This window comes from Pseudomonas sp. F007 (assembly GCF_057814275.1).
Map to the genome: position 1 here is coordinate 43822 of NZ_JBVATA010000007.1, position 25084 is coordinate 68905.

Sequence of the window (25084 nt, forward strand, 5' to 3'; positions counted from 1 at the left end):
TCGAGGGGCGCCCGAGCAATCGCGCCCCCCAAAAACGCTTACAGGCTGAAATCGCCTTCGGCGGCCAGCTCGCTCAGCGGTTTGCGCGGGCTCGGCACTTCACGGGCCTGCAGGTACTCGGCCAGCGAGGCCTTGTCGCCCAGCTTGCCGATCGCAACGGCGGCATGCAGCGCATAACCTTCTGGAATGTTCAGCTCGCTGCGGGTCAGCTCCTGGTCGAAGCCGGCCATGCCGTGGGTGTGCCAGCCACTGATGGACGCTTGCAGGGCCAGGTGACCCCAGGCCGAACCGGTGTCGAAGGTGTGCCACAGGGCCGGGGATTCGGCTTCTGCACCAGGCGCGGTGAAGGTGGTTTTCGAGATCACGATCACCAGGGCCGAGGCGTGCTGGGCCCAGCTGCGGTTGAATTCGTTGAGCAAGCCCAGGTAGCGCTGCCAGTTTGGCGTGTCGCGGCGCGCGTAGAGAAAGCGCCAGGGTTGCGAGTTGTAGGCCGATGGCGCCCAACGCGCGGCTTCGAAAAAGCTCAGCAGGGTTTCTTCGGGAATGCTTTCGCCGGTGAAGGCGCGTGGTGACCAGCGCTCGGTGAACTGCGGGTCAATGGCGTAATCGGCAACACGTGGGTTAGCGCTCATGGAGAAAATTCCTGAGGTGGATGAAGGGATAAACGAGCAAAAACCGCGGTGCACCAGTTGGCTGGGCAGTGGGGTTTGCCGACCCTGAAACGTCACCGCAATGCGACGCCGTCGGGCGTTAATGGCATAGGGGCATGGGTCGTGGTGACTGGCAAAACTACTTGGCCCGGTGCCAACTGACAAGTGCCGGCGTACCGGCAGTCGCCAGCGCTTGGCCCAAGCGGCCTTGGGCACTAGACTGGCGGCCTTTTCTCCCCCTGATGCAGATGTTTGAACCATGGCCGCCAAAGTTGAACCCTTCTGGATACGCAAGACCCTCGAGCAACTCGACCCGCAGGAGTGGGAGTCGTTGTGCGATGGCTGTGGCCTGTGCTGCCTGCAAAAGCTCGAGGATGAAGAGGACAACAGCGTCTATTACACGCGCATCGCCTGCAAACTGCTGGATCTGAAGACCTGCCAGTGCAGCGACTATCCTAATCGTCGGGATTCGGTGCCGGACTGCATCCAGCTGACGCCGGGCAAGGCCGATGAATTCAAGTGGTTGCCGCCGACCTGCGGCTACCGCCTGGTCAGTGAAGGCAAGGATTTGCCGCTCTGGCACCATCTGGTCTGCGGCGATCGTGATGCCGTGCACCACGAACGCATCTCGCAGTCCGGGCGCATGCTCGCCGAGGGCAGCGTGCCCGAGGAAGACTGGGAAGATCATCTGATTTTTCGCGCAGGCTAAGTCTCGCGCGCCGAACCCATGAGTCACGAAGGAGTGTGTATGGCTGTGCGCTTGCCGTTGGCGCTGTCGCTGCTGATGCTGAGCCCCTGGGTGTGGGCGGCGAAGAAAGTCGACCTGGATTATCACGTGCGCCTGTTGCCGCAGAGCGATCAGGCCGAAGTGCGCCTGACCCTGGCCCAGGGTTCGGCGGTGCGCAGCCTGGATTTCGATCTGGCCGACGGCAGCCGCTACAGCGATTTCAAGGCCGATGGTCAATGGCAACTGACGCCGGGCAAGGTCACCCGCGGGGTCTGGCACCCGGCGGCGGACAAGGCCAGCCTGACCTACCGGGTGCGCATCAGCCAGTCACGCAAGAACAACACCTTCGAAGCGCGCATGACCCCAGGCTGGGCCCTGCTGCGCGGTGACGACCTGGTGCCGGCGGCGCGCCTTGATCAACAGGACGGCATCGAGTTGGTGTCGCGCCTGGCATTCGAGTTGCCCAGCGGCTGGAAAAGCGTCGAGACCGCCTGGCCGCGCATCGGCAAGAACCGCTTTCGCGTCGACAACGTTTCCCGGCTGTTCGACCGGCCCACCGGCTGGATGCTCGCCGGCAACCTGGGCTCCCGCCGCACCCGCCTGGGCGAGACCGAAGTCACGGTCGCTTCGCCACGCGGGCAGGGCATGCGGCGCATGGACGTGCTGACGTTGCTGACCTTTGTCTGGCCGCAGGTGCAGGCGGTGTACCCGCGTCATCCGGGCAAGGTGCTGATTGTCGGCGCTGGTGACCCGATGTGGCGCGGCAGCACGGCGGGTCATGAGTCGATCTACCTGCACAGCCGCCTGCCGCTGGTCAGCGAGAGCGGCAGCAGCCCGCTGTTGCGCGAACTGGCGCAGATGTTCGGGCGGATCAGCGATGACGACCGCAGCGACTGGATCAGTGAAGGGTTTGCCGAGTTCTACGCGGTCGAACTGTTGCGCCGGGCCGGTGGCATGAGCGATGAGCGTTATCAGGTACTGCACGACAACCTGCTCAAGGTCGGTGGCAAAGTCAGCAGCCTGCGCGGCGAACAGGCCAGTGCCGCCCAGGTCGCCCGGGCGGTGGTGCTGTTGCAGGAACTGGATCGCGAGATTCGCCTGCAAACCCGCAACAAACGCTCACTGGACGACTTGCTGCACAGCGTCATGCGCCTGGACAAGGTCAGCACCAGGGAGTTCGTGGCGCTGGCCGAAAGCATCATCGGCGAGCCGTCGAAGGTGTTGCAGAGCGACCTGCTCAAGTGAACCGGCCCCCTTGCCGCTGGCAAGGGGGCCGCGATCAGACGCCGGCCTTCGGCGATTTCAGTGAGTCATTGCCGGTGACGGTGGCCGTCCTGGTCGCCGATTCGGCATTGGCCTTGAGGGCTGCCAGTTCCTCGCCGGCGCGCTCGATTTTCGCCCGCACGTTATTCATGTCCTGACGGCTTTTCTCCAGGAAACTCTTCGCCGAGCTGTGACCGGTGATGCCCCGCGCCAGCGCAACACCGCCCAGCGCGACCTGGATCAGGCCGAACACGCCGCCACGGCGCAGGCCCTTGCCGACCATCATCACCCCACCGGCCAGCGAGCCGATGCGCTCCCAGCCGTGCACGTTCTGGCCCGGTTGGCTCTGGAACGGCGTGGAGTCGATACGTTCTACGCGTTTGAGTTCGTGCATCATCTGTCTCCTCGAGGGGCAATGGATATATGACTGACTGCGCGGCTGTTCGAGTCGTTCAATCGAGCGTGACGGGAATCAGCGAAATTTCGGTCCGGAGCGGGTATTCAGGCCCTTGGCCATGCGATCGTAAAGCACCACGTTGACCGTGGCCGCCAGGTTCATGCAGCCGGTGGTCGGGATGTAGACCACGTCTTCGCACCAGTCGCGGATTTCTTTATCCAGCGAACCGTCTTCCGGGCCAAAGATGTACAGCGCCCGGTCCGGATGGGTGTATTCCGGTAATGCGCGGGCGCCTTCGACCAGCTCAACCGCCACCGGCACGCAGCCCAGGGGAAGGATTTTCTTCAGGTCGTCGATGCCGATCAGCGGGATGTCGTAGTGCACGCGCTTGGTGTCGGTGACGAAATCGGCGGCGCGTTCATAACGCTTGCCGGTGTAGAACACCGACGCCACGCCGTAGCAGCCAGCGGCGCGCATCACCGAGCCGACGTTTTCCGGTGATTTGGGGTTATACAAACCAATGCAGCTGTACCGTTTATCTGCCACGAGCGGGGTGCCTTCGGGTAAAAGAGGGCGATTATACGGGGAATATCGGTTGCTGGCCGGCATCTTGCTTTATCGTTAGGGGATAAATAATAACGAGTGGGACGCCGTGAAATTCCATCAAATCAGAGCCTTGGTCGCCATCAACCAGTGCGGCAGCATCATTGAGGCCTCGCAGATCCTGCACGTTACCCAGCCCGCGTTGAGCCGCTCGATCAAGGACCTGGAACGCGAACTGGGCCTGACCTTGTTGCAGCGCTCCTACAAGGGCATGTCGCTCACCGATGAAGGGCGACGGGTGATCCGGCATGCGCAGATGGCGGTCGAGAGTATGCGGCGCCTGCAAATCGAGGCCGACAATATTCACGAGACAGCCGTCGGCGAGGTGACGATTGGTGTCACCTCGCTGACCGCCATGCTCCCGGGTTTTGATCAGTGCATCAGTGATTTCCAGGCGAAAAACCAACGGGTGCGGATAAAAATCAGCGAGCAACGTCCCAGTCACCTGGTGCAGTTGCTGCGTGACGGCACCCTGGATTTCGCCCTGACCTCGCAGCAGAACACCCAACGGTTGAATCTGGATTGGGAAGCGGTGAACCGCATTCAGGGGACGGTCATCTGCTGCCCCGACAATCCCCTGCGCCATTCCCGGTCGCTGCGCCAGTTGCAGTACGCCAACTGGATCAGCATGGATGAAATCGATGATCGCTCCTCGCAGTTCTACCAGATGTTCGAAGTCAACGACATTCACCCACCGCAGAAGGTGATCGAGTGTTCCTCGCTGCTGTTGGCCCTGCGCCTGGTGGAGAACGCCGACGCGTTCATGACCTTGAGCAAGCTCTCGGTCAGGGACTCGCTCCCCCCCGGGCGCGCCCCCGACCTGGTGTGGGTCGAGGTCGAAGAGATCATTCCGGAATACCCGATCTACCTGGTCTGCATCGACCGCCACTCGCTGACCTCGCCCGCCCGGGACCTGTTCTACGGCCTCAAGTCGAAACTGGCGGCGCAGGCGCTCGCCGAGGCCGATGGCTAAAAGTGGTAGTACATGCCGATGGCCAGGTTCTGCGGATTGTCGCCGGCTTGCTCGATCGGTATCCCGGCATAGCTGACGGACGACTCGGGGCGGTTATCGATCAGCGCAACACGGGCGTACAGCGCCCAGTTCGGGCGCAGGAAGTGGTCATAACCAAGCATCATGCCGAAGGCGTCCTTGTCGCCGGCATCGATGTCGCGCTTGACCAGGCTCAGGCGCGCCACGTCGGCTTTGCCCACGGGCGCGGAAATGCCCAGGGTCCAGGCGGTCATGCTTGGCGTCCCGGAGTAGTCGACGTCCTGGCGCTGCCAGTTGAGGCTGGCGGCCAGCGGCCCGAAGTCGTAGAGCGCGAGGGCGCTTTTGAAATAGTTGTGGGTCTGGCGCTGTCGACCGCCATCGTCCCAAGGGTCGCTCAGATAGTCGTTGAAGGAGGCGACCCATATCCACCGGGCATCGCCGTACTGCACGCCCAGGCCTTTGCCGCGCAGGGTCTTGCCGGAACTGGCGGTGTCGTTCAAGCCGAAGCTCAACGCACTGCCCAGGCTCCAGCCCGCGTACTTGGGCGTGGTGTAGGCCAGCGTATGCTTGGGCCGCAAATCCAGGTAGTACGAACCCCGTCCGGCCGGCGGGCCACTCAGGTAGGTGTAGGGCGAGCCGTAGGTGGCGAGAAATGGATCGGCAAAGGTCGGCGTGGCCATGCCGTAGGTCTTGCCGAACTCCAGCTTGCCCCAGGTTTTCGAGCGTAACGCGGCAACCGCCAGGCGCAATGTCCCCACCTGCTTCCAGTGCTCGTCGAAGGCCTGGCCATTGAGGTTGAATCCCTCCTCGACATCCACTTCCAGCACCGTATCGGGGTCCAGCGCCTTGCGCATGTACAGCCCGAGCTTGTTGGTCCAGGCCGCGCCGCCAGCGACCTTGAATCCCGAGTAGTGCCCCGAGTCCTGATAGTTCGCAAAGGCATCGACGGTGCCGTACACCTTGAGTTTGTCATCGTAGCCTTTGTCGATGTTGTAGTAGCCAAACCCGGATGCCACCCGGGCTATCGAGGGGAAGCCCTCGGCCAGGCCAGCGACCGGAAAGCCGAGGCCCAGCAACAGGGCGGCCAGGGCGCAATTGCACGCGGGGGTATGACTCATTGCAGACGCTCCATGTGTTTGACAGCTGAGGAGCAGCAGACTCTGCGAAATAAAAACGCCGCGGAAATGATGAATTTCGTATGGCTATGCCTGAATGATAATTTCCCGTCGCGAATTCAAGCGCTCAGGGTTCAACCCTTGGCGTGAATCGTCGAAAGCTTGGCCAAAACAAAGTTCTGGGTGGGGGAGAACGGGCGAGGGTTGTTGGGCTTGTGTGCGGCAAAAGCGCAAAGCGGTCCGTCAGGCGCACTGTTCTAGCGCCGAAACGCGGTCTTGAAAGCAGGTGAATTAACTTTTGGTTAACTGCCTGCATAAAGTGCAAGTGATTCACTCGAGAAGTTGCCCGATAGTGGGTCCAGGACAACAACGACTCGGAGAGAGCTCCCATGACCACCTTGCACTCGGACACTCACTTGACCAGCGGCTCGATACGACCCCAGAGGACTGCGGTCGGTTCTCGCAAAGCCACTGTGGCCTGTGCTCTGGGCAACGCTCTGGAAATGTACGACTTCACCATCTACAGCTTTTTTGCGGTGGTGATTGCCAAAAACTTTTTTCCGGCGGCGTCACCGATAGCGTCGTTGCTGATGTCGTTGACCGCGTTCGGTGTGGGCTTTCTGATGCGCCCGGTGGGGGCGATGGTGATCGGCCGCTACGCGGATCGAAAAGGTCGCAAGGCCGCGCTGACCCTGACTATTTTCCTGATGACACTGGGCACGGCATTGATTGCGTTTGCCCCCACCTTTCAGCAGGCCGGGGTCATCGGTACGGTGCTGTTGGTGATAGGTCGTCTCACCCAAGGGTTCTCTGCCGGCGGCGAAATCGGCACCGCCTCGGTGCTGATGATGGAATCGGCAGCCACCACGAACCGCTGCAGCAGCGTCAGTTGGCAGGCCGCCAGTCAAGGTTATGCGGCCCTGGTGGGGGCGGGTATCGGGCTGCTGCTGAGCAATGTCTTGAGCACGCCGGACCTCGAGAGCTGGGGCTGGCGCATCCCCTTCGTGATCGGTCTGTTGATCGGCCCCGTCGGTTGGTACATCCGCCGCTGCCTGCCGGAAACCCTGGAGCAGGAAGCTCCGACTCCAACGCCATCGACCCGCCACAAGCCGCACTGGCGCGAAGTGATCGACCTGCGCAACACCCTCCTGGCGACGGGCTTGATGGCCAGCGCCACCATCGGCATGTACCTGTTTATCTTCTACATGCCCTCGTACCTGGTCACTACGCTTCACTATCCGCAACGCAGCGCACTGGCGATTGCCTGTGTCGCGGCCGCGTGCCTGGCAATCATCACACCGATCGCCGGACGTTTTGCCGATCGCCACGGCTTGCGCAAGAAACTGCTGGTGTGGACCGTCGCCTTGCCGGTGATTGCCGCATGGCCGGCGCTGTGGCTGTTGTCGCAGACCACCGACCTCTATGTGGCGATGCTGATCGTGGCGCTGCTGGTATTGCCGGGGTGTGTCGGGTCGGGGGCCTTCTTCGCCATGATCATGGAAGCCTTCGCCAAGCCGCACCGCGCCCTCGGCACCTCGGTCAGCTACAGCTTCGGCGTCACGCTGTTCGGTGGCTTCTCGCCGCTCATCGCCACCTGGCTGACGTCCACCCTCGAAAATCCGGTGGCCCCGGCTTTTTACTTACTGGCCGGCGGGGTGATCAGCCTGATCTGCCTGAAGCTGTTGCCGGAAAACATCGGAAGAGACTGACCCATGACGACTCGACAAAATTGCACGACCTTCAGCGACAGCGAGCTGCAAACCTTCATTGATCTGCGCCGGCAGATTCACGCCGCGCCGGAATTGGGCGCCGAGACGCCACACACCGCCGAGCTGGTTGCCGCCAGGCTTGAGCAGTGGGGTTACCAGGTTCATGCCGGCATCGGCGGGCATGGCCTGGTCGGGGTCCTGAAAAAAGGCCAAGGCACTCGTTGCATTGGCTTGCGTGCCGACATGGACGCGTTGCCGATGCAGGAAAAAAACCCCTTTGCCCACGCCAGCAAGATCGCCGGCCGTATGCACGCCTGTGGCCATGACGGGCATACGGCGATCTTGCTCGCCGCGGCTTACCGCTTGGCCAACAGCGACTTCAACGGCACCCTGAACCTGATTTTCCAGCCGGACGAGGAGGGGTTGTGCGGTGCCAAGGCAATGATCGATGACGGCCTGTTCCAGCGTTTTCCCTGTGATGCGATATTCGCCTTGCACAATATGCCCGGTGCGCCGGTGGGCTCGGTCGTGGTCCAGGCCGGACCGACCATGGCCTCTTCCGAGCGGGTCAGCCTGACGATTGGTGGCAAGGGTGGACACGGCGCCATGCCCGAGCTGGCGGTCGATCCGGTGCCGGTGGTGGCCAGCCTGATCAACGCTATTCAGACCATCAAGTCGCGTAACCTCGGCCCTGAGGAATACGCGGTCATCAGCATTGGCATGCTTCAGGCCGGAAGCGTCTACAACATCATTCCCGATGAGGCGAGCATGCTCATCAGCGTGCGCACCGATACCCCGCAGACCCAGCAAAAGATCAATCAGCGCCTCGAGCAGATCGTCCGTGGCCATGAGCAGTCATTCGGCGTGCGCATCGACCTGCAGATCACCCAACTGGCGCCGGCGCTGATCAATGATCCGGAAGCAGCACAACGGGTGCGTGCGAGCCTGGCGCCGCTGTTCGAGCCTGGCCAGATTCATCATCGCGGGCCGAAAGTGATGGGCACCGAGGACTTTGCCTGGATGCTCGGCGAAGTGCCGGGGTGTTACTTCATGCTGGGCAACGGAGAGGGTGAATTCCACGGCTGCTCGGTGCACAACCCCCACTACGACTTCAACGATGCGTTGATTGGCTTGGGCGCCAGGTGCTGGGTCGCGTTGGTGGAGGACTTTCTGGTGTAGGTTTGCAGGTGAAGGGCCTCCAGTACAGGAGGCCCTTGACCTGCGGCTTTACTCGTCGTCTTTCTTCATCAACCCGGCCAGGGCGGCAAACGGATTGTGGGTGGCCTTGGCGATTTTCGGGGTGCTCAGGGAGCCGTCGCCGAAGTACTGCTGGTCGGTGTAGCGCGAGTGTTCGTTGTCGTGGCAGTACAGGCACAACAGTTCCCAGTTCGAGCCGTCCTGGGGGTTGTTGTCGTGGTTGTGGTCACGGTGATGCACGGTCAACTCGCTCAGGCGCTTGCCGGAGAACTCACGGGCGCAGCGGCCGCAGACGTGCGGGTACATCTTCAGGGCCTTGTCGCGGTAACCCATTTCCCGGTCGCGCTGGGCGTCGGCGAGGATGCGGTCGAGCTTGGCGGTGTTGGTGGGGGTGGACGAACTCATGGGTTCACCTTTGTAGAAAAAGACTGATGACGGTTATACAGGCAGTTTAGCTCAGCCCTTGAGCTTCTCGGCAATCCAGATGGTGTGGCGGGTGCCGCGGTTGCCATGGGCGAATACCTGGACTTCCTCGGCCTTGAACCCGGCTTTTTTCAGTTTGTCGGAAAACTGCCGGTCAGCGCTGGCCGACCAGACGGCCAACACGCCTTTGGGCCGCAAGGCCTTGGCGCAGGCTGCCAGGCCCGCCGCCGAATACAGCCAGCTGTTGGCTTTCTGGGTCAGGCCTTCGGGGCCGTTGTCGACGTCGAGCATGATCGCATCGAACCCCTGGGGCTCGGCCTGCAGCACCTTGGCTACGTCTTCCTGGCGAATCACCGTGCGCGGGTCGAGCAGCGGCATGCCGGCTTTCTCCCCCAGCGGGCCACGGTTCCACTCGACGACCCCGGGCACCAGCTCGGCGACCACCACTTGCGCACGCTTGCCCAAGTGTTTGAGCGCCGAAGCGAGGGTGAAGCCCATGCCCAGCCCGCCGATCAACACCCGCGAGTCCGGGCGCCCGGCCACCTTGCGGCAGGGAATCTCGGCCAGGGCGTCTTCGGAGCCGTGCATGCGAGTGTTCATCAGTTGCCCGCCGTCCCCGCCCTGGATCTTGATGACGAAATCCTCGCCATATTCGAACAGGCACAGGGCTCCGCCGTTGTCGGGGATCGGGGTGGTGTCGAGCAGAACGAAACGTTTCATGTGACTCTCATCCGGAAAACTGCTTTTTAAACGTAAAACCGCATTGAGCAGGGCATTCCTGCGCGGTTGGGAGTAGCCTTGAAGTATCCAGCAAGGGCAACGGAGCCATTGATGAAGCGCACCATTCTAACGGTCATTGTGTTGGCCGCGCTCTCGATAAGTACGGCGCAGGCACAGGAGCTGCAAGCGATCCCGATCACCCCTTCGGCGGTACCCGGTTCACCTGGCACCGCCACCCCCACGCCGTACCCGCAAATCACCCCCACCGCCGCGCCCAAGAGCGGCAGCGGTTCGGCGAGCAAGCTGCCGTTGCCGCCGATCATCAAGCCCAACCCGCCCAAGGACCAGACCTTGCCCGGCCTCGACCTGCCGGCACCCAAGGCCAAGTCGCCGGGCGGTTAATCCTGCTGCGCGAGCAACTGGCCGTCGACCATGCGCAGGCGCCGCGACAACGACACCGCCAGCGCGCGGATGATCTTCGCGGCAACCCTCGGTGCATCATTGATCATTTTCTCCAGCGAGTCCTTGCCCAGGTTGAGCAATCGGCAAGGACTCGCCGCCACGCAACTGGCCGAGCGCCGCTCGCCATCGAGCACCGCCATTTCACCGAAGGCACCCTTGCGCAGGGTGGCGACGGTCACGCGTTGCCCGTCGCTGTTGGTTTTCTGCACCGAGACCTGGCCGCTGTGGATGATGCACATGAAGCTGCCGGCATCGCCCTCCTGGAAGATTTCCTCGCCGGTGGCAATGCTGCTGATGCTGAAATAACCCGCAGCCGCGGTGAAGTCCGCCGCTTGCAGTTGCGGGAACAGGCCGCAATCCATCAGCCAGTCGCGGATTTCCCGGTTCAGTGAAGTCGGATCAGACATGGTTTCAGGCGATTCCCAGTTGCTTGAAGACAAAGGCGTATTCCAGGGCCACGTCACGCAAGCCCTGATAGCGACCGCTCATGCCGCCATGGCCGGCGCCCAGCTCGGTCTTGAGCAGCAGCAGGTGGTCGTCGGTTTTGCTCACCCGCAGCTTGGCCACCCACTTGGCCGCTTCCCAGTACTGCACGCGGCTGTCGTTGTAGCCGGCGATCACCAGGGTCGCCGGATAGGCCTGTGGCGCGACGTTTTCATAGGGCGCGTAGGCCTTGATCCGCGCATAGACCTCGGGTTCCTGTGGGTTGCCCCACTCGTCGTATTCGGTGACGGTCAGCGGCAGGTCCGGGTCGAGCATGGTGTTGAGTACGTCGACGAACGGCACTTCGGCAATCGCCACGGCGAACAGGTCCGGGCGCTGGTTGAGCACCGCACCGATCAACAAACCGCCGGCGCTGCCACCGCTGATCGCCAGTTTCGAGGATTCGGTGTAGCCCTCGGCGATCAAATGTTCGGCGCAGGCGATGAAGTCGTCGAAGGTGTTCTGCTTGTGTTCCTGCTTGCCGGCGCGGTACCAGGCTTCACCCAGTTCGCCGCCGCCGCGCACATGGGCGATGGCAAAGGCCACGCCCCGTTCGAGCAGGCTCAGGCGGGCGTGGGAGAACCACGGGTCGAGGCTTTCGCCGTAGGCGCCATAGCCGTACAGATAGAGTGGCGTCGGCTGGCCGAGGTGTTCGCGCTTGACCACCAGGCTGATCGGCACCTGCGTGCCATCCGGCGCGGTGGCCCACAGACGTTGGCTGACGTAGGCGTCGGCATCGAACGGGCCGAGCACCGGGGTTTCTTTCAGGACTTTCTGCTCGCCGCTGGCCAGCTCCAGTTGGCGCACCTGGGCCGGACGATTCAGCGCCTCGTAGCGCAGGCGGATCCTGTCGCTGACAAATTCCAGACTGTTCTGCACATACAGGCTGTAGGCCGCGTCCGGCAGTTGCACGCGATAGGCCGGCAAGCCTTGCGGGTGCACTTCGATGATCGGCAGGCCGCCGATGCGCAGGCTCAGGGTCATGGCCGTGGCGTTCAGGGTGACACCGTCGAGCATCACGCTGTCGCTGTGGGGGATCAGGTTCTGCCAGTCGCTTTCGGTAGGCACCACGTCGGTGTCGGCGGCCTGGTACAGGGCAAAGTTGATGCCGTCGCGGTTGCTGCGAATAAACCAGCTCCACTGGCCGTCGAGCTTGCCGTGATCGACCTCGTACTCGTGGTCTTCGACCCGTGGCGCCAGGCAAGTGAAGGCCTGCTGTGGCTGCGCCGCATCGAGGGCCCAGACTTCGCTGGTGGTCTTGCTGCCCAGCGCCAGCAGCAACTGGCGCTCGGAGCTGGAACGATAGCAATGCAGAAAGAAACGGCCGTCCGGCTCGTGGAACACTTCTTCGGCGGCGGTGCCGTCCAGGCGATAGCGATACAGCTTGTGCGGGCGATGGGTGTCGTCCAGTTCGGCGAAGAACAGCGTCAGGCTGTCGTTGGCCCAGGTCATGCTGCCGTCGCAGTCCTCGAAGCTCAGTTCGCTGACCTTGCCGTTGGACAGTTCCTTGACGAACAGGGTGTAGATCTCGTCGCCACTGGTGTCGAGGCTGTAGGCCAGGCGCTGGTGGTCGGGGCTGACGCTGAACGCGCCGAGGGAGAAAAAACCACCATTGGCCAGTGCGTTGGGGTCGAGCAGCAGCTCTTCGGCGCTTTCGTCGACCTGCTGGCTGTCATCGGCCGGACGCGGGCAGCGGTAGTGCCGGGCGTACTCGTCGCCGGCGGTGGTGCGGGTGTAATACAGGTACGGCCCCCAAGGGGAGGGCAGCGACAGGTCGGTTTCGAGGATCCGCCCCTTGATTTCGTTGAACAGGGTTTCCCGCAACTCGGCCTGGTCGGCGAGCATGGCTTCCTGGTAGGCGTTTTCCGCCTTGAGGTAATCGAGCACCGGCGCCGTGTCCCGTTCCTGCAGCCAGGCGTACGGGTCATCGCCGGCGGCCTGGCGGGCAATCGGGGCGCTGGGGACGTGGGCGGACTGGGGCATGGGCAGCTCTCGGCAAGGATGCAAAAAAGGCTTCACGGACGGCGGGGCAGCCTGATCGGTGAAAAGCCGTTATCATAAGCGCCTCTTTGCCTGCCATGCCATGGACACCATGACCGAGAACGACTATCTGATCGCCTGGGGCCTTTACGCCTTTGCCGCTGTGGGCTGCCTGCTGGTGTGGATGCGCATGACCCGCTGGATGTGGCGCTACCTGCGCGAGCCGCTGCGGGTGATCGTCGCCGTGCTGCTGTTCAGCCCGACCATCATCGACCCGGTCAAGGAAAAATTCGCCCCGGCCATCGCCATCACCGCCCTCGACCTGCTGTTCAAGGTCGGCAACAACGCCTGGCGGGCGATTTCCGACCTGTTCATGTACGGCATCATCGCCCTGGGCCTGTACCTGGTGTTCGTGGCGATCCGCCTGCCGATCGAGCGCGCCTCCCGGGCTCGCCAGCAGCAGGCTGCCGCTGCCCAGGCCGCCGCCCGTGCCGCAGATATCGAAGACGACCAGCCCTTCGGTGGTGCCGGCGATGACCGTTACGGTCGTCCACCGGTGCCGAGCAACCCTCAGCGTTCGCGCGTCGAACCGCGTATTTGACCGTCCTGCATTGATCCGAGAGTTCTGCCATGTGTGAGTTATTGGGCATGAGCGCCAATGTCCCGACCGACATCGTCTTCAGCTTCACCGGGCTGATGCAGCGCGGCGGGCGCACCGGTCCGCACCGCGATGGCTGGGGCATCGGCTTCTACGAGGGGCGCGGCTTGCGCCTGTTCCAGGACCCGGCGGCCAGCTGCGATTCGCAAGTCGCACAACTGGTGCAGCGGTACCCGATCAAGAGCGAAGTGGTGATCGGCCACATTCGCCAGGCCAACGTCGGCAAGGTTTGCCTGTCCAACACCCATCCGTTCGTCCGCGAGCTGTGGGGCCGTAACTGGTGTTTCGCGCATAACGGCCAACTGGCGGATTTCCAGCCCTCGGCCAGCTTCTACCGACCGGTGGGCGACACCGACAGCGAAGCGGCGTTTTGCGATCTGCTGAATCGGGTCCGCGAGGCTTTTCCCGAGCCGGTGGAGATCGAGCAACTGTTGCCTACCCTGGTAGAGGCGTGCGCCGAATACCGCAGCAAAGGCGTGTTCAACTGCCTGTTGAGCGATGGCGACTGGCTGTTCTGCTATTGCTCGACCAAGCTGGCGCAGATCACCCGGCGCGCGCCCTTTGGTCCGGCGCGGCTGAAGGATGTCGACGTGATCGTCGACTTCCAGGCCGAGACCACGCCCAACGACGTGGTGACGGTGATCGCCACCGAGCCGTTGACCGAAAACGAAACCTGGACCCGCTACGAGCCGGGCCAATGGAGCCTGTGGCGGCGCGGTGAATGCGTCAGCCACGGCCAGACCGAATAGGGAAACTCGCGATGCTGCTCAGTTATTTGCGTCTGGTGTTGTTCGCCGTGGGCCTGTTGGTGGGCGTTCAGGTGCCGGGCTTCATCAACGACTACGCCCAGCGTGTCGAAGCCCATCTGATCGAGGCACAGACCAGCCTGCGCGGCTTCCAGGGCACCGCCGAGCAATTCTTCAAGGGCGACCTGCAAGCGCTGGTGGCCCACTATCGCGCCAGCGAAGACCCGATCTTTCGCAGCGATGCCGACAGCCTGAACACCCTGCTGGTGCGCCAGGTGGCCTTGGACAAGCAATTCCAGGCCATGCAGGGGCCGTGGTACATCCGCTTCCTGCAGGTGGTGCTGGCCGCCGATCCGGATATCCGCAAGGAAACCTGGAACGGCTACAGCTACCAGTTGCTGCTCACCCCCGAAGCCATGGGCTGGGGCCTGGGCGGGGCGATGTTGCTGTCGTTCGGCCTGGAGTGCCTGTTCCGCCTGATCGACTGGGTGGTGCTGGGCGGCAAGCGCCTGCGCCAGAGCCGGCCAATCGAAGAGCGCGACCTGCGCGGGCTTTAATGCCGAAGAAGGGCCGATCGCCCGCGCCGGAACCGTTCCTTTGCGGGCGAAGGTCTACCAGTCGAGCGAGTAGCTCATGCTCAACGTCCGGCCTTCGGCGTTGGCATAGGGGGCCTTGGCGTTGGACTGGGCGAACAGGTTCTGGTAGTTGCGATTGGTCAGGTTGAACACCCCACCCTCAAGCCGGCCGACCGGCAGTTGCACGGAGCCGAGCAGGTCCACCAGGGTGTAGCCATCGATGTCGCGTCCGTTGTCATCCTTGAGGGCCGCGTCGTAACTCGCCAACTGCATGCCCTGCAGGCGCAGTGTGTAATCGTCCTCGGTATAACCGACGAACAGGGTGGTTTTTGCCGGTGAGATACGCGTGGCTGGCAGGTCGATCCATTTGCCGTTCTGCTGCGTCTCGCCCTTGGCCCAGGCATAAGTGCCGCCCACCGACCAGTGATCGGTGGCGCGATAGGTCAGGCTGTTTTCGATGCCGCGAACCCGTTCTTTCTGATCGATCAGGCGCAGCACGCGCTCATTGGCATCGTAGAACTGGGTCACGTCCGAGGTGTTTTCATAGACAGTGACATCGGCTTGCCATTGGTCCCAGTCGCCACGCCAGCCCAGCTCGTAGCTGTCGACCTTGATGGCCTGGGCGTCGAGGGTCTGGATGTCAAAGGAGCTGTTCACATCACGCAGGAAGCGCTGGATGTCCGGCAGTGAAAATCCCTGGCTGTAGTTGACGAAAACATCCTGGTTCTCGCTCAGGTGATAGACCGCCCCGAGGTTGTACAGGGTGGCGTCGTATTTCAGGGTTTCGCCGGGCAGGGTCGCATAATTGCCGGTCTGGACGATCTCCCCATAAGCGATGCTGTCGGAAACCTCGCTTTCGATCCATTCACGGCGAATACCGCCGCGCACGGTCCAGTCGGCGATGTCCCAGGACATTTGCCCGTAGATGGCCTTGGTGGTGGTCTCGGTATCCGGGCCCAGTTCGAAGGTGGTGCCGGTCTTGGTGTAGTCCAGGCCCTTGACGCTGTACTGGTCGCCGCGTTGAGTGGAGCGCTCGTTGTCGTAGTCGGCCCCCCAGACCAGGTTGCCCGTGGCACTGCCGATGGCGGGGAGCGGTGTGTCGACCGCCGCGCGCAGGCCATAGACATTCTGCACGCTATTGTTGTCGGAGATGCCGGCGAAGCCTCGCGACACGTCAGGGAAAAACAGCGCGTCAGCGCGGCGCCAGTAGCTTTCCAGTTGCAGGCCCTGGCCGTGGAAGTCCTTGTCGGTGTAATTGAGGTTGACCGCCTGGTTATGGGTATAGGGCTGATCGTCGAGGTGCAGCCCTTTGATTGCAACCGCTTCCTGCTTGTTTTTCGGGTCTTTGGTGTAGCCGGTGTCCTGTTCGTCCTTGTAGTCCTGGAGCGACAGGCTGACTTTCCTGTTCTCGTCCAGCTCGTAACCGAAACGACCTTGCAGGTCATAAGTCTCGGTGTCCATGTTGCTGCCCTGGGAAGTGTCCTGAGGGATGCGGTCACCGTTGCCGTCAAACTGATCGTTGCGTTGCGTCAGGTCGGCAGACACATACCAGTCCAGGGCATCCTTGCGCCCGGTGGCACTCTGGAAAGCCTCGTAGGCGAAGCCTTTGCGGTTGAAGTTGTTGCCTGTGGTCATCCCCAGTTTGCTGCTGTAGGCAGCGTCCTGGCCCTGATTGCGCTTGGTGATGATGTTGATGATGCCGCCTGAAGCACCGGCACCGTAGACACTGCTGGCACCGGAGACCACTTCGATGCGTTCGATGCTGGCCGGGGAGATGCTGTTGAGCTGGCGGAAATTGTCGCGCGTGGCGTTCTGCGATACACCGTCGATCAATACCAGCACGCTGCGCCCGCGCAGGGTCTGGCCGTAGTTGCTCATCCCGCCGGTGGACGGTGCAAGGCCAGGCACCAATTGCCCAAGCATGTCGGAGACCCGCCGACCCGCGCCGCTTTGCTCACGGATTTGCTGTTCGTCGATCACTTGGACCGAGCCCGGGATCGAGGCAATGCTCGCTTCACTGCGGGTTGCGGAAACGACGGTGGCCTGGAGGTTCAGGGCGTCGGATGGCTGTTCGGTGTCATCGGCCCAGCTGTGGGCACTGAAGCCACCGAGCAATGGAATCAACAGGCAGAGTTTGGTTCGGGTCATGAGGTCGTCTTTTTCTAGTTTTGTTGAGCGTGGGTAGATAAAGGTGTGGGAGCGGGTGTCACGGTGAATGCCCGCACCCAACGGATGCCGAGGGCCGCCAGTGCGTAGGTCAGGGCCACCAGCCAGAAGCTGTGGGCCAGGCCAATCACACCCAGGCCGACTCCGCCGAGCACAGTGCCGAGCAAGGCACCGGCCTTGGCCGCGCTGTTGCCCAGGCCGAGGGCAAAACCCTGCTGGCTGGCGCACACGGTATTGGCGATCAATGCATAGGCAACGGGAAGCAGGGCGCCTTGCCAGATGCCCCAGACCAGCCGGCTGGCGAGAAACCCCAGCCATTCGTTGGTCAGTGCTGTGGCGGCCAGCGTCAGGGCACACAGCCAGGCGACACCCTCGATGACGCGCAAGGTGTAGGCCGGTTGCCAGCGGTCGAACAAACGTCCCCACAGCGGTGCGCAAATCGCCAGGCTCGCGGCACTCGCGGCGTAGGTGGCGCCGATCAGCCAGCCCGGAGCGTGCAGGATGTTGGCGACGTACAGGGCGTAGAACGGCTGCGGGATCATCTTCGCGGCCTGGATCAACACGATCACCAACAAGATTGCATTCAGCCAGCCTTTGGGCAGGGCCACCGGCGCGGCGTTTTTTCGCTGTGAGGCCCGCGCCCTGTCGGCCGGCAGGAAAAAACTACCCAGCGCGCATAACAGGCAAATCGCCGTTGCGCCGTAACAGAGCAAGGCGAAGCCCGAGATGTCCATCAGCCAGCCGCCCAGCACTGGGCCGATCAACGAGCCGACGGCGGTCGCCGATTGCAGGCGGGCCAGGGTATGGCCTCGTCGGGAACTGTCGCAGCAGGCCAGGGCATAGGCCTGGGCCGCGGCGAGGAAACCGGCCAGGGCGCCTTGCATCACGCGAATGGCCACCAGCAACCAGGGGTCGTCGGTGATGGCCGCGAGCCCCTGGCAGAGCGCCAGCGCCAGCAATGCACGGATGATCATCGGCTTGTGCCCGGTGCGGTCACCCAGGCGACCCCACGCGGGCGTCAGGAGCATGGCCGCGAGCATCGGGCCGGCATAGACGAGTGCCGATAACAGGGCGGTGTAGCCAGCACCCTCTGGCCCGAGCAGATGCTGGATCTGCAAGGGCCAGAACGGGCCGCTCATTTCCATGGCGCCCATCGAGACAAACTGGATGACGATCAGCAGTCTCAATGCACGCCCGTCAGCGAGCATCGGTGCGGGCTCGCAGTGGGTTGTCGAGGCGTCCGACAATGTCGGCATGACTGTCGAGCAAGCGCATGCGCATGAACGACTTTGCCGGCCAGTCCTGCTCCAGCAAGGCCTGGCGTTCGCTTTCCCAGCGTGCCGGTTCGACGCGCTCGCGCACGCTGTCGAAACACTGTGCAACCTGCGTTGCCAGGCGATCCCAAAGGATGCTTTGCGACACATTCCAGAGGCGGGCACAGAGCAATGTCAGTTCACCCAAGTGACACATGAACGTGGTGTGCAGGAGCTTGTCGCGGACAAAACCTGCGTCGTCGTACAGGGTCATTTTCGGATCGTGCAACTGGATATCCAGGCCCTGGGCGTGGAGGGTCTTGCGATCGATGCGAATGTCACCAAAGTCCCGCAGCAACAGGCGATTCAACTGACCGTCAGCGCCCATCACCATGAAGCTGTTTTGCTGGTGGGCTTCGAACGCCACGCCATATATCAGGTAGATGCCCAGCAGCGCCGGCACGGCAATCGACAGGTAATCATCGAAGAACGCCTGCATGGCCGCGCTGTCATCACGACCCTGAGCCAGTTGGACCCAATCGCGCAGCAGCGGTTGTTCGAATTCGTTGACGGCGAACAGGCTGCCGACCGGTACCGCCAACTCGCCTTCCTGCAGCAGCGTCAGAGGGTTGTCACGGTACAACACGCCGGCATGCCGGGAGCGCTCCTCGTCTACCGGTTGTGCGGCGTAGTGCACGCCGATGCGCTCCGGCACGATGTTCAACAGGCGCTGAATCTGCGGTTCCTGGTCGAGAATCTGCAGTAGCAGCTGGCTGATGCGCGGGCCCATGCGAGCCGAGCGTGGCGACACGGTGCGTTGCACGCTGGTCAGGCGCAACGCCACTGGCAGCTTGACCATCGGCGCAACGCGGCTGACCTGCGGTAAAACCGTGCGAAAGGACATGGTTGGGTGGCCGGTGAAGGCGACGATGTCAGTGATGATCAGCAGGTTGTCCGCAATCTCGTTGGCGAACGAATGTGGCAGTTCCTCATGGGCTTGCCAGGGGTGCGCCGGCAACGGTAGGTAGTCCGCTACGTCCAGGCCCCGCTGATGCAAGTGGTGCCGTAATTGCTCGGCGGCCTGGGGGAAGTGGCCTTGCCACCAGTCCCGGTAATCGGCGGTGCCGGCCAGCGCTTCGACGTGGGCGTACTGGCGGTGCAGGGCGCACAACACGATCGGAAAGCTCGCTTCGAACTCGGGCGAGAACGCGATGACCTGAGCGGCACTCAAGCCCAGCTTGGTCTTGTAGTTCGGGTGCCATGGATGGCCGAGCGTGCCCCATTGTTCGAGCAGCGATGTCGGGTTCGGGTGCCCGGGACTGGCGTGGAGCCAGGCCAGCAGGTTGTTGTCGTGCTCAGCGCCGATTTGCTCCCTCAGGCGCTCGGTCCAGCCATGGTGGAACGCCAGGCACAGTGTGTCGTTGCTGAAGCTGTCATCCAGCTCCAGTGCCAGACGTTCCAGGACCTGAGCAGAAGCCGGTGGGTTGAGCAACGTGCCCAGGTGCTCGAGCAGCTCGCTGGGCAACTGGATCTTGTGCGGTTGGCGGTCGAGGGTGTGCAGGACGATGCTGCCACGGACATCCCAACTGTTCATCCGCGTGCCGCAGAGGTGATCGAAGTAGAGTTGCGCTCCGTCGCCAAGTGTTAGCCAGCAGTGGTTGTTGTCGTCGAACGTGCAAGCGTCGGGGGTAATCAGGCCTTCGCGAAACAGCGCCTGGATCAGGCGCTGGAAACTGCGTTGGGCCGCGGGAGCCAGGGCATTGCATAAATGATCGAGAGTGATGCGGTGGGACTGGAAAGCCTCGGTGTTGAAGGCTTCGCTCCAGCGAGTGAGCAACTGCTGTTGTTTTTGCGTATAGGCGCGCATCAGGCCCTGTTCCTTGAGGCTGAGGTTGACTGAAAGCGCGCGGAGAATACCAATTAAAAAGGCTAATGCAAATGATATAGATTACTATTTGTGAGTCTTTTCCTTCAGACCCTGTCCAACGGTTTGCTCTGCACCATGTACTGCTCGCCTACTTGCTGTGCATAGCGCTCCACCACGTGCTGGCACAAGGTCACGATTTCCTCGACCCATTCGGCCCCCACCCGCCACGACACCACCACCTGCAGATTGGGGGGGCGCTGGTCGATGGCCAGCAGGGTCAACTCGCCACGCGCCAGCTCTTCGCTCACCAGCACCGGCGGCAAGGCGCCGATGCCGAAACCATCACGCAGCAGGCGAGTGATCGCCGACACCGAGTTCACACAGTTGAGCCGTGGCGAGGGCACGCCGTTGGCCTGCATCAGGCTGAGGACTTCCTGGTGTGGGTGGGAGTTTTTCGAGTAGGTGATGACCCGCTCCCGGGCCAGTTCGGCGAGGTCGGCGTAGTCGCGGTTGTAGATTGACTGGCTGGCGACGATCCAGCCAATCGGGTGGCTGGCCAGCTCCAGGCTGCGCACGTTTTCCTGGCGCAGCAGGTCGGTCTGCAGGGCCAGGTCGAGAAAGCCTTTTTGCAGTTGATCGCAGAGGTTGAGCGAGGTGTCGGCCACCAGCTCGATTTCCAGCAGCGGGTAGTGATCGGTGATCTGCGCCACCAACGGGCTGAGCCAGGTGTGAATCACTGTGTCCATGACCCCGATGCGAATCCGTCCGGCCTTGCTCGAACGGGTTTCCAGTGACTGCTTCAATGCCTGCATGGTGTCGAGCATGCGCTCGGCATAGTCGAGCACCTTGAGCCCTTCGGGAGTCAGTTTCACCCCTCGCGAATCACGCAAGAACAGCTTCACCCCGAGCTCGCCTTCGAGCACCGCGATGCGGCTGGAAATCGAAGCCTGGGTGGTAAAGAGCTTGTCGGCGGTCAGGCGGAAACTTTTCAACCGGGCGACCCAGACGAAGGTTTCGAGGAACTTGAGGTTCATGTGATCAACTTTTTCTTATGCCTTGGCGCGGGTTTTATTAGTTGGACGGGCAGGGCGGTGCCATCGAAAAATGTGCCAGGACCCACGATATGCGTCGTAGCGGTCCAGAACAATACCAATAAAAAATCTGCGGAGAATCGCCATGAGTGCGCCCGACACGACCGATGCCATCCAGCCCCAGGTCGGCAGCCGCCCCGGTCCCTTTGACTGGTATCGCAACATCAACCAGCAAGAGCGCCGGACCTTCTGGAGCTGCAAGATCGGCTACGGCCTGGATGGCATGGACACCCAGATGCTCAGCTTCGTGGTGCCCACCCTGATCGCCATGTGGGGCATCACCACCGGTGAAGCCGGCTTGATCCACACCAGCACCCTGATCGCCTCGGCCATCGGCGGCTGGGTCGCCGGCATCCTCTCGGACCGCATCGGCCGCGTGCGCACCCTGCAACTGACCGTGCTGTGGTTTGCCTTCTTCACCTTCCTGTGCGGCTTTGCCCAGAACTACGAACAACTGCTGATCGCGCGGACCCTGATGGGCTTCGGCTTCGGTGGTGAGTGGACCGCAGGCGCCGTGCTGATCGGCGAAGTGATTCGCGCCAAGGACCGCGGCAAGGCGGTGGGCATGGTGCAGTCGGGCTGGGCGCTGGGCTGGGGCCTGACGGCGATCCTGTATGCCGTGCTGTTTTCCCTGCTGCCACCGGAAGACGCCTGGCGCGCCCTGTTCCTGCTGGGCATCGTGCCGGCGATCTTCGTGATCTTCGTCCGCCGCCTGGTCAAGGACCCGGAAATCTACCGCGAAGCCAAGGCCAGACAGGAACCGAGCAACCCGTCGAAGTTCTATGAGATCTTCGCCCCGGGCATGCTCAGCACCACTATTCGCGCCTCGTTGCTGACCACCGGCGCCCTCGGCGGTTACTACGCGATCACCTCCTGGTTGCCGACCTTCCTGAAAAACGAACGCGGCTTGAGCGTGCTCGGCACCGGCGGCTACCTGGCGATGGTGATCGTCGGCTCTTATGTCGGCTACGTGATCAGCGCCTACCTGACCGATCTGCTGGGGCGCAAAAAGAACTTCATCCTGTTCGCCGTCGGCTCGTTCACCATCGTCCTGCTCTACACCCAACTGCCGGTGAGCAACGGCGTGATGCTGTGGCTGGGCTTTCCACTGGGGTTCTTCGCCTCGGGGATTTTCAGCGGCATGGGTGCGTTTCTGACCGAGCTGTTCCCGACGCGGATTCGTGGTTCGGGCCAGGGTTTCTGCTACAACGTGGGCCGGGCGCTGGCGGCACTGTTCCCGCTGCTGATCGGTCTGTTGAGCCAGAAGGTGCCCTTGAGTGTCGGCATCGGCGCGTTTGCCGCGGTGTCCTACGGCGTGGTGATTCTCGCCGCCCTGAGCCTGCCGGAAACCCGTGGCAAGCAACTCGACGCGCAGTAACTGTTAGTCTGCGAGGCATTCGAAAGGGACTTCGGTCGAAACACTAAAAATTCACAGGAGCACTCAACGTGAGCCGCCTGTTATTGAATTGCGACATCGGCGAAAGCTTTGGCAGCTGGACCATGGGTCTGGATGCCGAGGTGATGCCGTTCATCGATTGCGCCAACATCGCCTGCGGGTTCCATGCCGGCGACCCGAGCACCATGCGCAAGACTGTGGCCTTGGCCGTCAGCCACGGTGTGCAGATCGGCGCCCATCCGGCTTATCAGGATCTGCAGGGTTTCGGCCGGCGCTCCATGGCCTACAGCGTCGAGGAAGTCCGCGACCTGCTGCATTATCAGATCGGCGCCCTGGATGGCATTTGCCGGGCGCAAGGCACGCGGGTGAGCTACGTCAAACCTCACGGCGCGCTGTACAACGACATGATGGCCAACCCGGCGCAGTTGCGCGCGGTGATCCAGGCCGTGGCCGCCTACGACCCGCAACTGCCGCTGATGCTGATGGCCACTCGCGACAACAGTGCGGCCCAGGTGCTGGGCGATGAGTACGGCGTGACGCTGTGGTTCGAAGCCTTCGCCGACCGTGCCTATGACGCCGCTGGACGCCTGGTCTCGCGCAACCTGCCCGGCGCCGTGCATCACGACCCCGCGACAATTGTCGCCCAGGCCCTGACCATCGCCCGTGGCGGCGAGTTGGTTGCCAGCGATGGCAGCGCCCTGCGCCTGCAGGCCAATACCCTGTGCGTTCACGGCGACAATGCCAGTTCGGTGGCGGCCGTGCAGCGTATTCGCGAGGCACTGAAACAACAGGACGCCTCATGAAGCCACGGATTGAAGTGGTGGCCCTCGATTGCCTGATGGTGCGGCTGTTCGATGAAATCGCCGAAACCAACATGCCGTGGATGCTCGCGGCCTGCGGGCGATTGCGCGAAGGTTTCGGCAGGCATTTGATCGATCTGGTGCCGTCCTATACCACGTTGATGGTGCATTACGATCTGTTGGCGTTGAGTCCGGCGCGGGCGCGAGATTTGATTGCTCAGGCCCTCGACGGTCTGCGACCTGACGCCCAGGGCCAAGGCCGCAAACATGTGTTGCCGGTCTGGTATGACCCGAGCGTCGGGCCGGAATTGCACTTGCTGGCGCAGCGCAGCGGCCTGAGTGTCGACGACGTGATTGCCCGCCACAGTGGCCGCGACTACCAGGTATTCGCCCTGGGTTTTGCGCCGGGCTTTGCCTTTATGGGGCTGGTCGAAGAAGCGCTGGCCGCGCCACGCCTTGATACGCCGCGCAAGCGCGTGGCGGCGGGCAGTGTGGGCATTGCCGAGCGGCAGACGGCGGCCTATCCGCTGGTCTCGCCCGGTGGCTGGAATCTGATCGGCCGCACCCCGGCGAAACTGTTCGACCGCGCGCGTGACGGCTACAGCCTGCTGCAACCCGGCGACAGCGTGCGCTACGAGGCGGTCAGCCACGCCGAGTTCATCCGCCTGGGCGGCGACGACACACCTCTGGAGACATCGGCATGAGCCGCTTGAGCGTTGAAGCCAGCACCGCGCTGTGCCTGTTGCAGGACGGCGGACGTTTTGGCGTGCGGCATCTGGGCGTCACCCAGGGCGGCGCGGCGGACTGGTTGTCGATGGCCTGGGCCAACCACTTGCTGGGCAATCCGTCGGGAGCGGCGGTGGTGGAAGTGACCCTCGGCGGCCTGACCCTGGAAGCGCGTGACGATTGCTGCCTGGCCCTGGCCGGCGCCGACCTCGGTGCGTTGCTTGATGGCCAGCCATTGGCGCCGTGGCGCAGCTTCACGGTGCGCAAGGGCCAGCGTCTGCAGTTCAGCCAGCCACGTCTGGGTGTGCGCGCTTATCTGGCGGCGCCCGGCGGCTTCAATGCGCCGACGGTGTTGGGCAGTTGCGCGACGGTGGTCCGCGAGGAGCTCGGGGGGCTCGATGGCTTGGGCCGACCCTTGGCCCGTGGCGCCGAGCTGAGTTATTCGGGGACAGCACAGGGTTTGCGTGAAGTGCCGCAGGTACAACGCCCGGACTTCAGCGACACGCAAGCGCTGGATCTGGTGCTCGGTGCCCAGCATGGCGAATTCAGCGGGCAAAGCCTGTTTGACGCCTTCAACCGCACCTGGACCCTCGACAGCCGCGCCGACCGCATGGGCATCCGCCTGCTCGGTCCGGCGTTGCACTATCAAGGCAAACCGATGATCTCCGAAGGCATCCCCCTCGGCGCCGTGCAAGTGCCGCCCGACGGCCAGCCGATCGTGCTGCTCAACGATCGCCAGACCATCGGCGGCTACCCCCGTCTGGGCGCGCTGACCCCACTGTCCCTGGCCCGCCTGGCGCAATGCCAACCGGGGCAAACAGTGCGCCTGGCGCCAGTGTTGCAGGACACCGCGCATCGACAGCATGTGGAGTATCTGCGGCGCATGAGCGGGCACTAAAATCGCGGCGGTGCCCCTGTTCCACAATGGGCCTGGGTGGATGCTGGTCTTGTGGTCCACCAGAAACCCTGTAGGAGCCAGCTTGCTGGCGAAGGCGGTGTATCAGTCGACATCGATGTTGACTGAGCAACCCTCATCGCTGGCAAGCCAGCTCCTACAGTGGTTTTGGGTGGATGCTGATCTTGTGG

General features: G+C 62.8%; 25 protein-coding genes. 13 read left to right on the plus strand and 12 right to left on the minus strand.

Annotated elements, in window-relative coordinates; all coding sequences use genetic code 11:
* Positions 1-38: 38 nt before the first annotated feature.
* The gene (locus ACZYR5_RS18035) at positions 39-632 is read right to left on the minus strand and encodes a nitroreductase family protein (protein WP_489090857.1); all 594 of its coding nucleotides are present in this window, start codon (positions 630-632) and stop codon (positions 39-41) included.
* 277 nt (positions 633-909) lie between these two features.
* Here ACZYR5_RS18035 and ACZYR5_RS18040 point away from each other — a divergent pair, with 277 nt between their 5' ends.
* The gene (locus tag ACZYR5_RS18040) at positions 910-1359 is read left to right on the plus strand and encodes a YcgN family cysteine cluster protein (protein WP_489090858.1); all 450 of its coding nucleotides are present in this window, start codon (positions 910-912) and stop codon (positions 1357-1359) included.
* 39 nt (positions 1360-1398) lie between these two features.
* Positions 1399-2622 carry a hypothetical protein gene (locus ACZYR5_RS18045; RefSeq protein ID WP_489090859.1) on the plus strand — a complete coding sequence of 408 codons (1224 nt, stop codon included), beginning with the start codon at positions 1399-1401 and terminating at the stop codon, positions 2620-2622.
* A gap of 34 nt (positions 2623-2656) precedes the next feature.
* Here ACZYR5_RS18045 and ACZYR5_RS18050 read toward each other — a convergent pair whose 3' ends face one another.
* Together ACZYR5_RS18050 and ACZYR5_RS18055 are read right to left on the minus strand one after the other, a co-directional pair.
* Positions 2657-3034 (minus strand): YgaP family membrane protein, encoded by a 378-nt coding sequence (locus ACZYR5_RS18050; protein ID WP_489090860.1) that lies wholly within the window; start codon positions 3032-3034, stop codon positions 2657-2659.
* Positions 3035-3112: 78 nt separating this feature from the next.
* Positions 3113-3583, minus strand: coding sequence for an RNA methyltransferase (locus tag ACZYR5_RS18055; protein ID WP_027619228.1), 471 nt, complete (start codon positions 3581-3583; stop codon positions 3113-3115).
* A 106-nt stretch (positions 3584-3689) separates the two neighbouring features.
* On the opposite strand from ACZYR5_RS18055, the gene ACZYR5_RS18060 reads away from it, so the two are divergent.
* Entirely contained in the window at positions 3690-4613 is a 924-nt protein-coding gene (locus ACZYR5_RS18060) for a LysR family transcriptional regulator (RefSeq protein ID WP_489090861.1), read from the plus strand.
* Here the strand turns inward: ACZYR5_RS18060 and ACZYR5_RS18065 are convergent.
* The gene (locus ACZYR5_RS18065) at positions 4610-5749 is read right to left on the minus strand and encodes a porin (RefSeq protein ID WP_489090862.1); all 1140 of its coding nucleotides are present in this window, start codon (positions 5747-5749) and stop codon (positions 4610-4612) included. The genes ACZYR5_RS18060 and ACZYR5_RS18065 overlap by 4 nt on opposite strands.
* 386 nt (positions 5750-6135) lie before the next feature.
* On the opposite strand from ACZYR5_RS18065, the gene ACZYR5_RS18070 reads away from it, so the two are divergent.
* Positions 6136-7455 (plus strand): MFS transporter, encoded by a 1320-nt coding sequence (locus ACZYR5_RS18070; RefSeq protein WP_489090863.1) that lies wholly within the window; start codon positions 6136-6138, stop codon positions 7453-7455.
* Between the two features lie 3 nt (positions 7456-7458).
* Positions 7459-8634: a M20 aminoacylase family protein gene (locus ACZYR5_RS18075; RefSeq protein ID WP_489090864.1), complete on the plus strand. Its 1176-nt coding sequence runs from the start codon at positions 7459-7461 to the stop codon at positions 8632-8634.
* 48 nt (positions 8635-8682) lie between these two features.
* Here ACZYR5_RS18075 and ACZYR5_RS18080 read toward each other — a convergent pair whose 3' ends face one another.
* Together ACZYR5_RS18080 and ACZYR5_RS18085 are read right to left on the minus strand one after the other, a co-directional pair.
* Positions 8683-9057, minus strand: a complete 375-nt coding sequence (locus ACZYR5_RS18080) for a YajD family HNH nuclease (RefSeq protein WP_027619223.1) — start codon at positions 9055-9057, stop codon at positions 8683-8685.
* A gap of 51 nt (positions 9058-9108) precedes the next feature.
* Entirely contained in the window at positions 9109-9795 is a 687-nt protein-coding gene (locus ACZYR5_RS18085) for a spermine/spermidine synthase domain-containing protein (RefSeq protein WP_489090865.1), read from the minus strand.
* A 111-nt stretch (positions 9796-9906) separates the two neighbouring features.
* Between ACZYR5_RS18085 and ACZYR5_RS18090 the strand changes: the two genes are divergently transcribed.
* A complete protein-coding gene (locus ACZYR5_RS18090) occupies positions 9907-10197 on the plus strand; it encodes a hypothetical protein (protein ID WP_489090866.1) in 291 nt (96 codons plus the stop codon).
* Here ACZYR5_RS18090 and ACZYR5_RS18095 read toward each other — a convergent pair.
* Both ACZYR5_RS18095 and ACZYR5_RS18100 read right to left on the minus strand, forming a co-directional pair.
* Entirely contained in the window at positions 10194-10664 is a 471-nt protein-coding gene (locus ACZYR5_RS18095) for a cyclic nucleotide-binding domain-containing protein (RefSeq protein ID WP_489090867.1), read from the minus strand. The genes ACZYR5_RS18090 and ACZYR5_RS18095 overlap by 4 nt on opposite strands.
* Before the next feature lie 4 nt (positions 10665-10668).
* Complete coding sequence (locus ACZYR5_RS18100) at positions 10669-12723, minus strand: S9 family peptidase (RefSeq protein ID WP_489090868.1); 2055 nt, start codon at positions 12721-12723, stop codon at positions 10669-10671.
* A gap of 100 nt (positions 12724-12823) precedes the next feature.
* Here ACZYR5_RS18100 and ACZYR5_RS18105 point away from each other — a divergent pair, with 100 nt between their 5' ends.
* The 3 genes from ACZYR5_RS18105 to ACZYR5_RS18115 are packed head-to-tail and all read left to right on the plus strand — an operon-like array spanning position 12824 to position 14681.
* Entirely contained in the window at positions 12824-13321 is a 498-nt protein-coding gene (locus ACZYR5_RS18105; protein WP_489090869.1) for an MFS transporter, read from the plus strand.
* A gap of 29 nt (positions 13322-13350) precedes the next feature.
* Positions 13351-14127 carry a class II glutamine amidotransferase gene (locus ACZYR5_RS18110; RefSeq protein ID WP_489090870.1) on the plus strand — a complete coding sequence of 259 codons (777 nt, stop codon included), beginning with the start codon at positions 13351-13353 and terminating at the stop codon, positions 14125-14127.
* A gap of 11 nt (positions 14128-14138) precedes the next feature.
* Positions 14139-14681, plus strand: a complete 543-nt coding sequence (locus ACZYR5_RS18115) for a DUF2937 family protein (protein WP_489090871.1) — start codon at positions 14139-14141, stop codon at positions 14679-14681.
* A gap of 54 nt (positions 14682-14735) precedes the next feature.
* Here the strand turns inward: ACZYR5_RS18115 and ACZYR5_RS18120 are convergent, their stop codons facing one another.
* The 4 genes from ACZYR5_RS18120 to ACZYR5_RS18135 all read right to left on the minus strand — a co-directional run bounded on the left by ACZYR5_RS18120 (position 14736) and on the right by ACZYR5_RS18135 (position 21019).
* Positions 14736-16847: a TonB-dependent receptor gene (locus ACZYR5_RS18120; protein ID WP_489090872.1), complete on the minus strand. Its 2112-nt coding sequence runs from the start codon at positions 16845-16847 to the stop codon at positions 14736-14738.
* 14 nt (positions 16848-16861) lie between these two features.
* Positions 16862-18073 (minus strand): MFS transporter, encoded by a 1212-nt coding sequence (locus ACZYR5_RS18125; protein WP_489091219.1) that lies wholly within the window; start codon positions 18071-18073, stop codon positions 16862-16864.
* Complete coding sequence (locus tag ACZYR5_RS18130; RefSeq protein ID WP_489090873.1) at positions 18063-19985, minus strand: IucA/IucC family protein; 1923 nt, start codon at positions 19983-19985, stop codon at positions 18063-18065. The genes ACZYR5_RS18125 and ACZYR5_RS18130 overlap by 11 nt, the downstream gene beginning before the upstream one ends.
* A gap of 104 nt (positions 19986-20089) precedes the next feature.
* Positions 20090-21019, minus strand: a complete 930-nt coding sequence (locus ACZYR5_RS18135) for a LysR family transcriptional regulator (protein ID WP_489090874.1) — start codon at positions 21017-21019, stop codon at positions 20090-20092.
* Between the two features lie 142 nt (positions 21020-21161).
* On the opposite strand from ACZYR5_RS18135, the gene ACZYR5_RS18140 reads away from it, so the two are divergent.
* From ACZYR5_RS18140 to ACZYR5_RS18155, 4 genes are all read left to right on the plus strand, one after another.
* A complete protein-coding gene (locus ACZYR5_RS18140) occupies positions 21162-22454 on the plus strand; it encodes an MFS transporter (protein ID WP_489090875.1) in 1293 nt (430 codons plus the stop codon).
* 68 nt (positions 22455-22522) lie between these two features.
* The gene (locus ACZYR5_RS18145; protein WP_489090876.1) at positions 22523-23275 is read left to right on the plus strand and encodes a 5-oxoprolinase subunit PxpA; all 753 of its coding nucleotides are present in this window, start codon (positions 22523-22525) and stop codon (positions 23273-23275) included.
* On the plus strand, positions 23272-23976 hold the full coding sequence (gene pxpB, locus ACZYR5_RS18150; protein WP_489090877.1) for a 5-oxoprolinase subunit PxpB: 705 nt from the start codon (positions 23272-23274) through the stop codon (positions 23974-23976). Before ACZYR5_RS18145 ends, pxpB begins: the two co-directional genes overlap by 4 nt.
* Positions 23973-24896: a 5-oxoprolinase subunit C family protein gene (locus tag ACZYR5_RS18155; RefSeq protein WP_489090878.1), complete on the plus strand. Its 924-nt coding sequence runs from the start codon at positions 23973-23975 to the stop codon at positions 24894-24896. Before pxpB ends, ACZYR5_RS18155 begins: the two co-directional genes overlap by 4 nt.
* Positions 24897-25084: the final 188 nt, after the last annotated feature.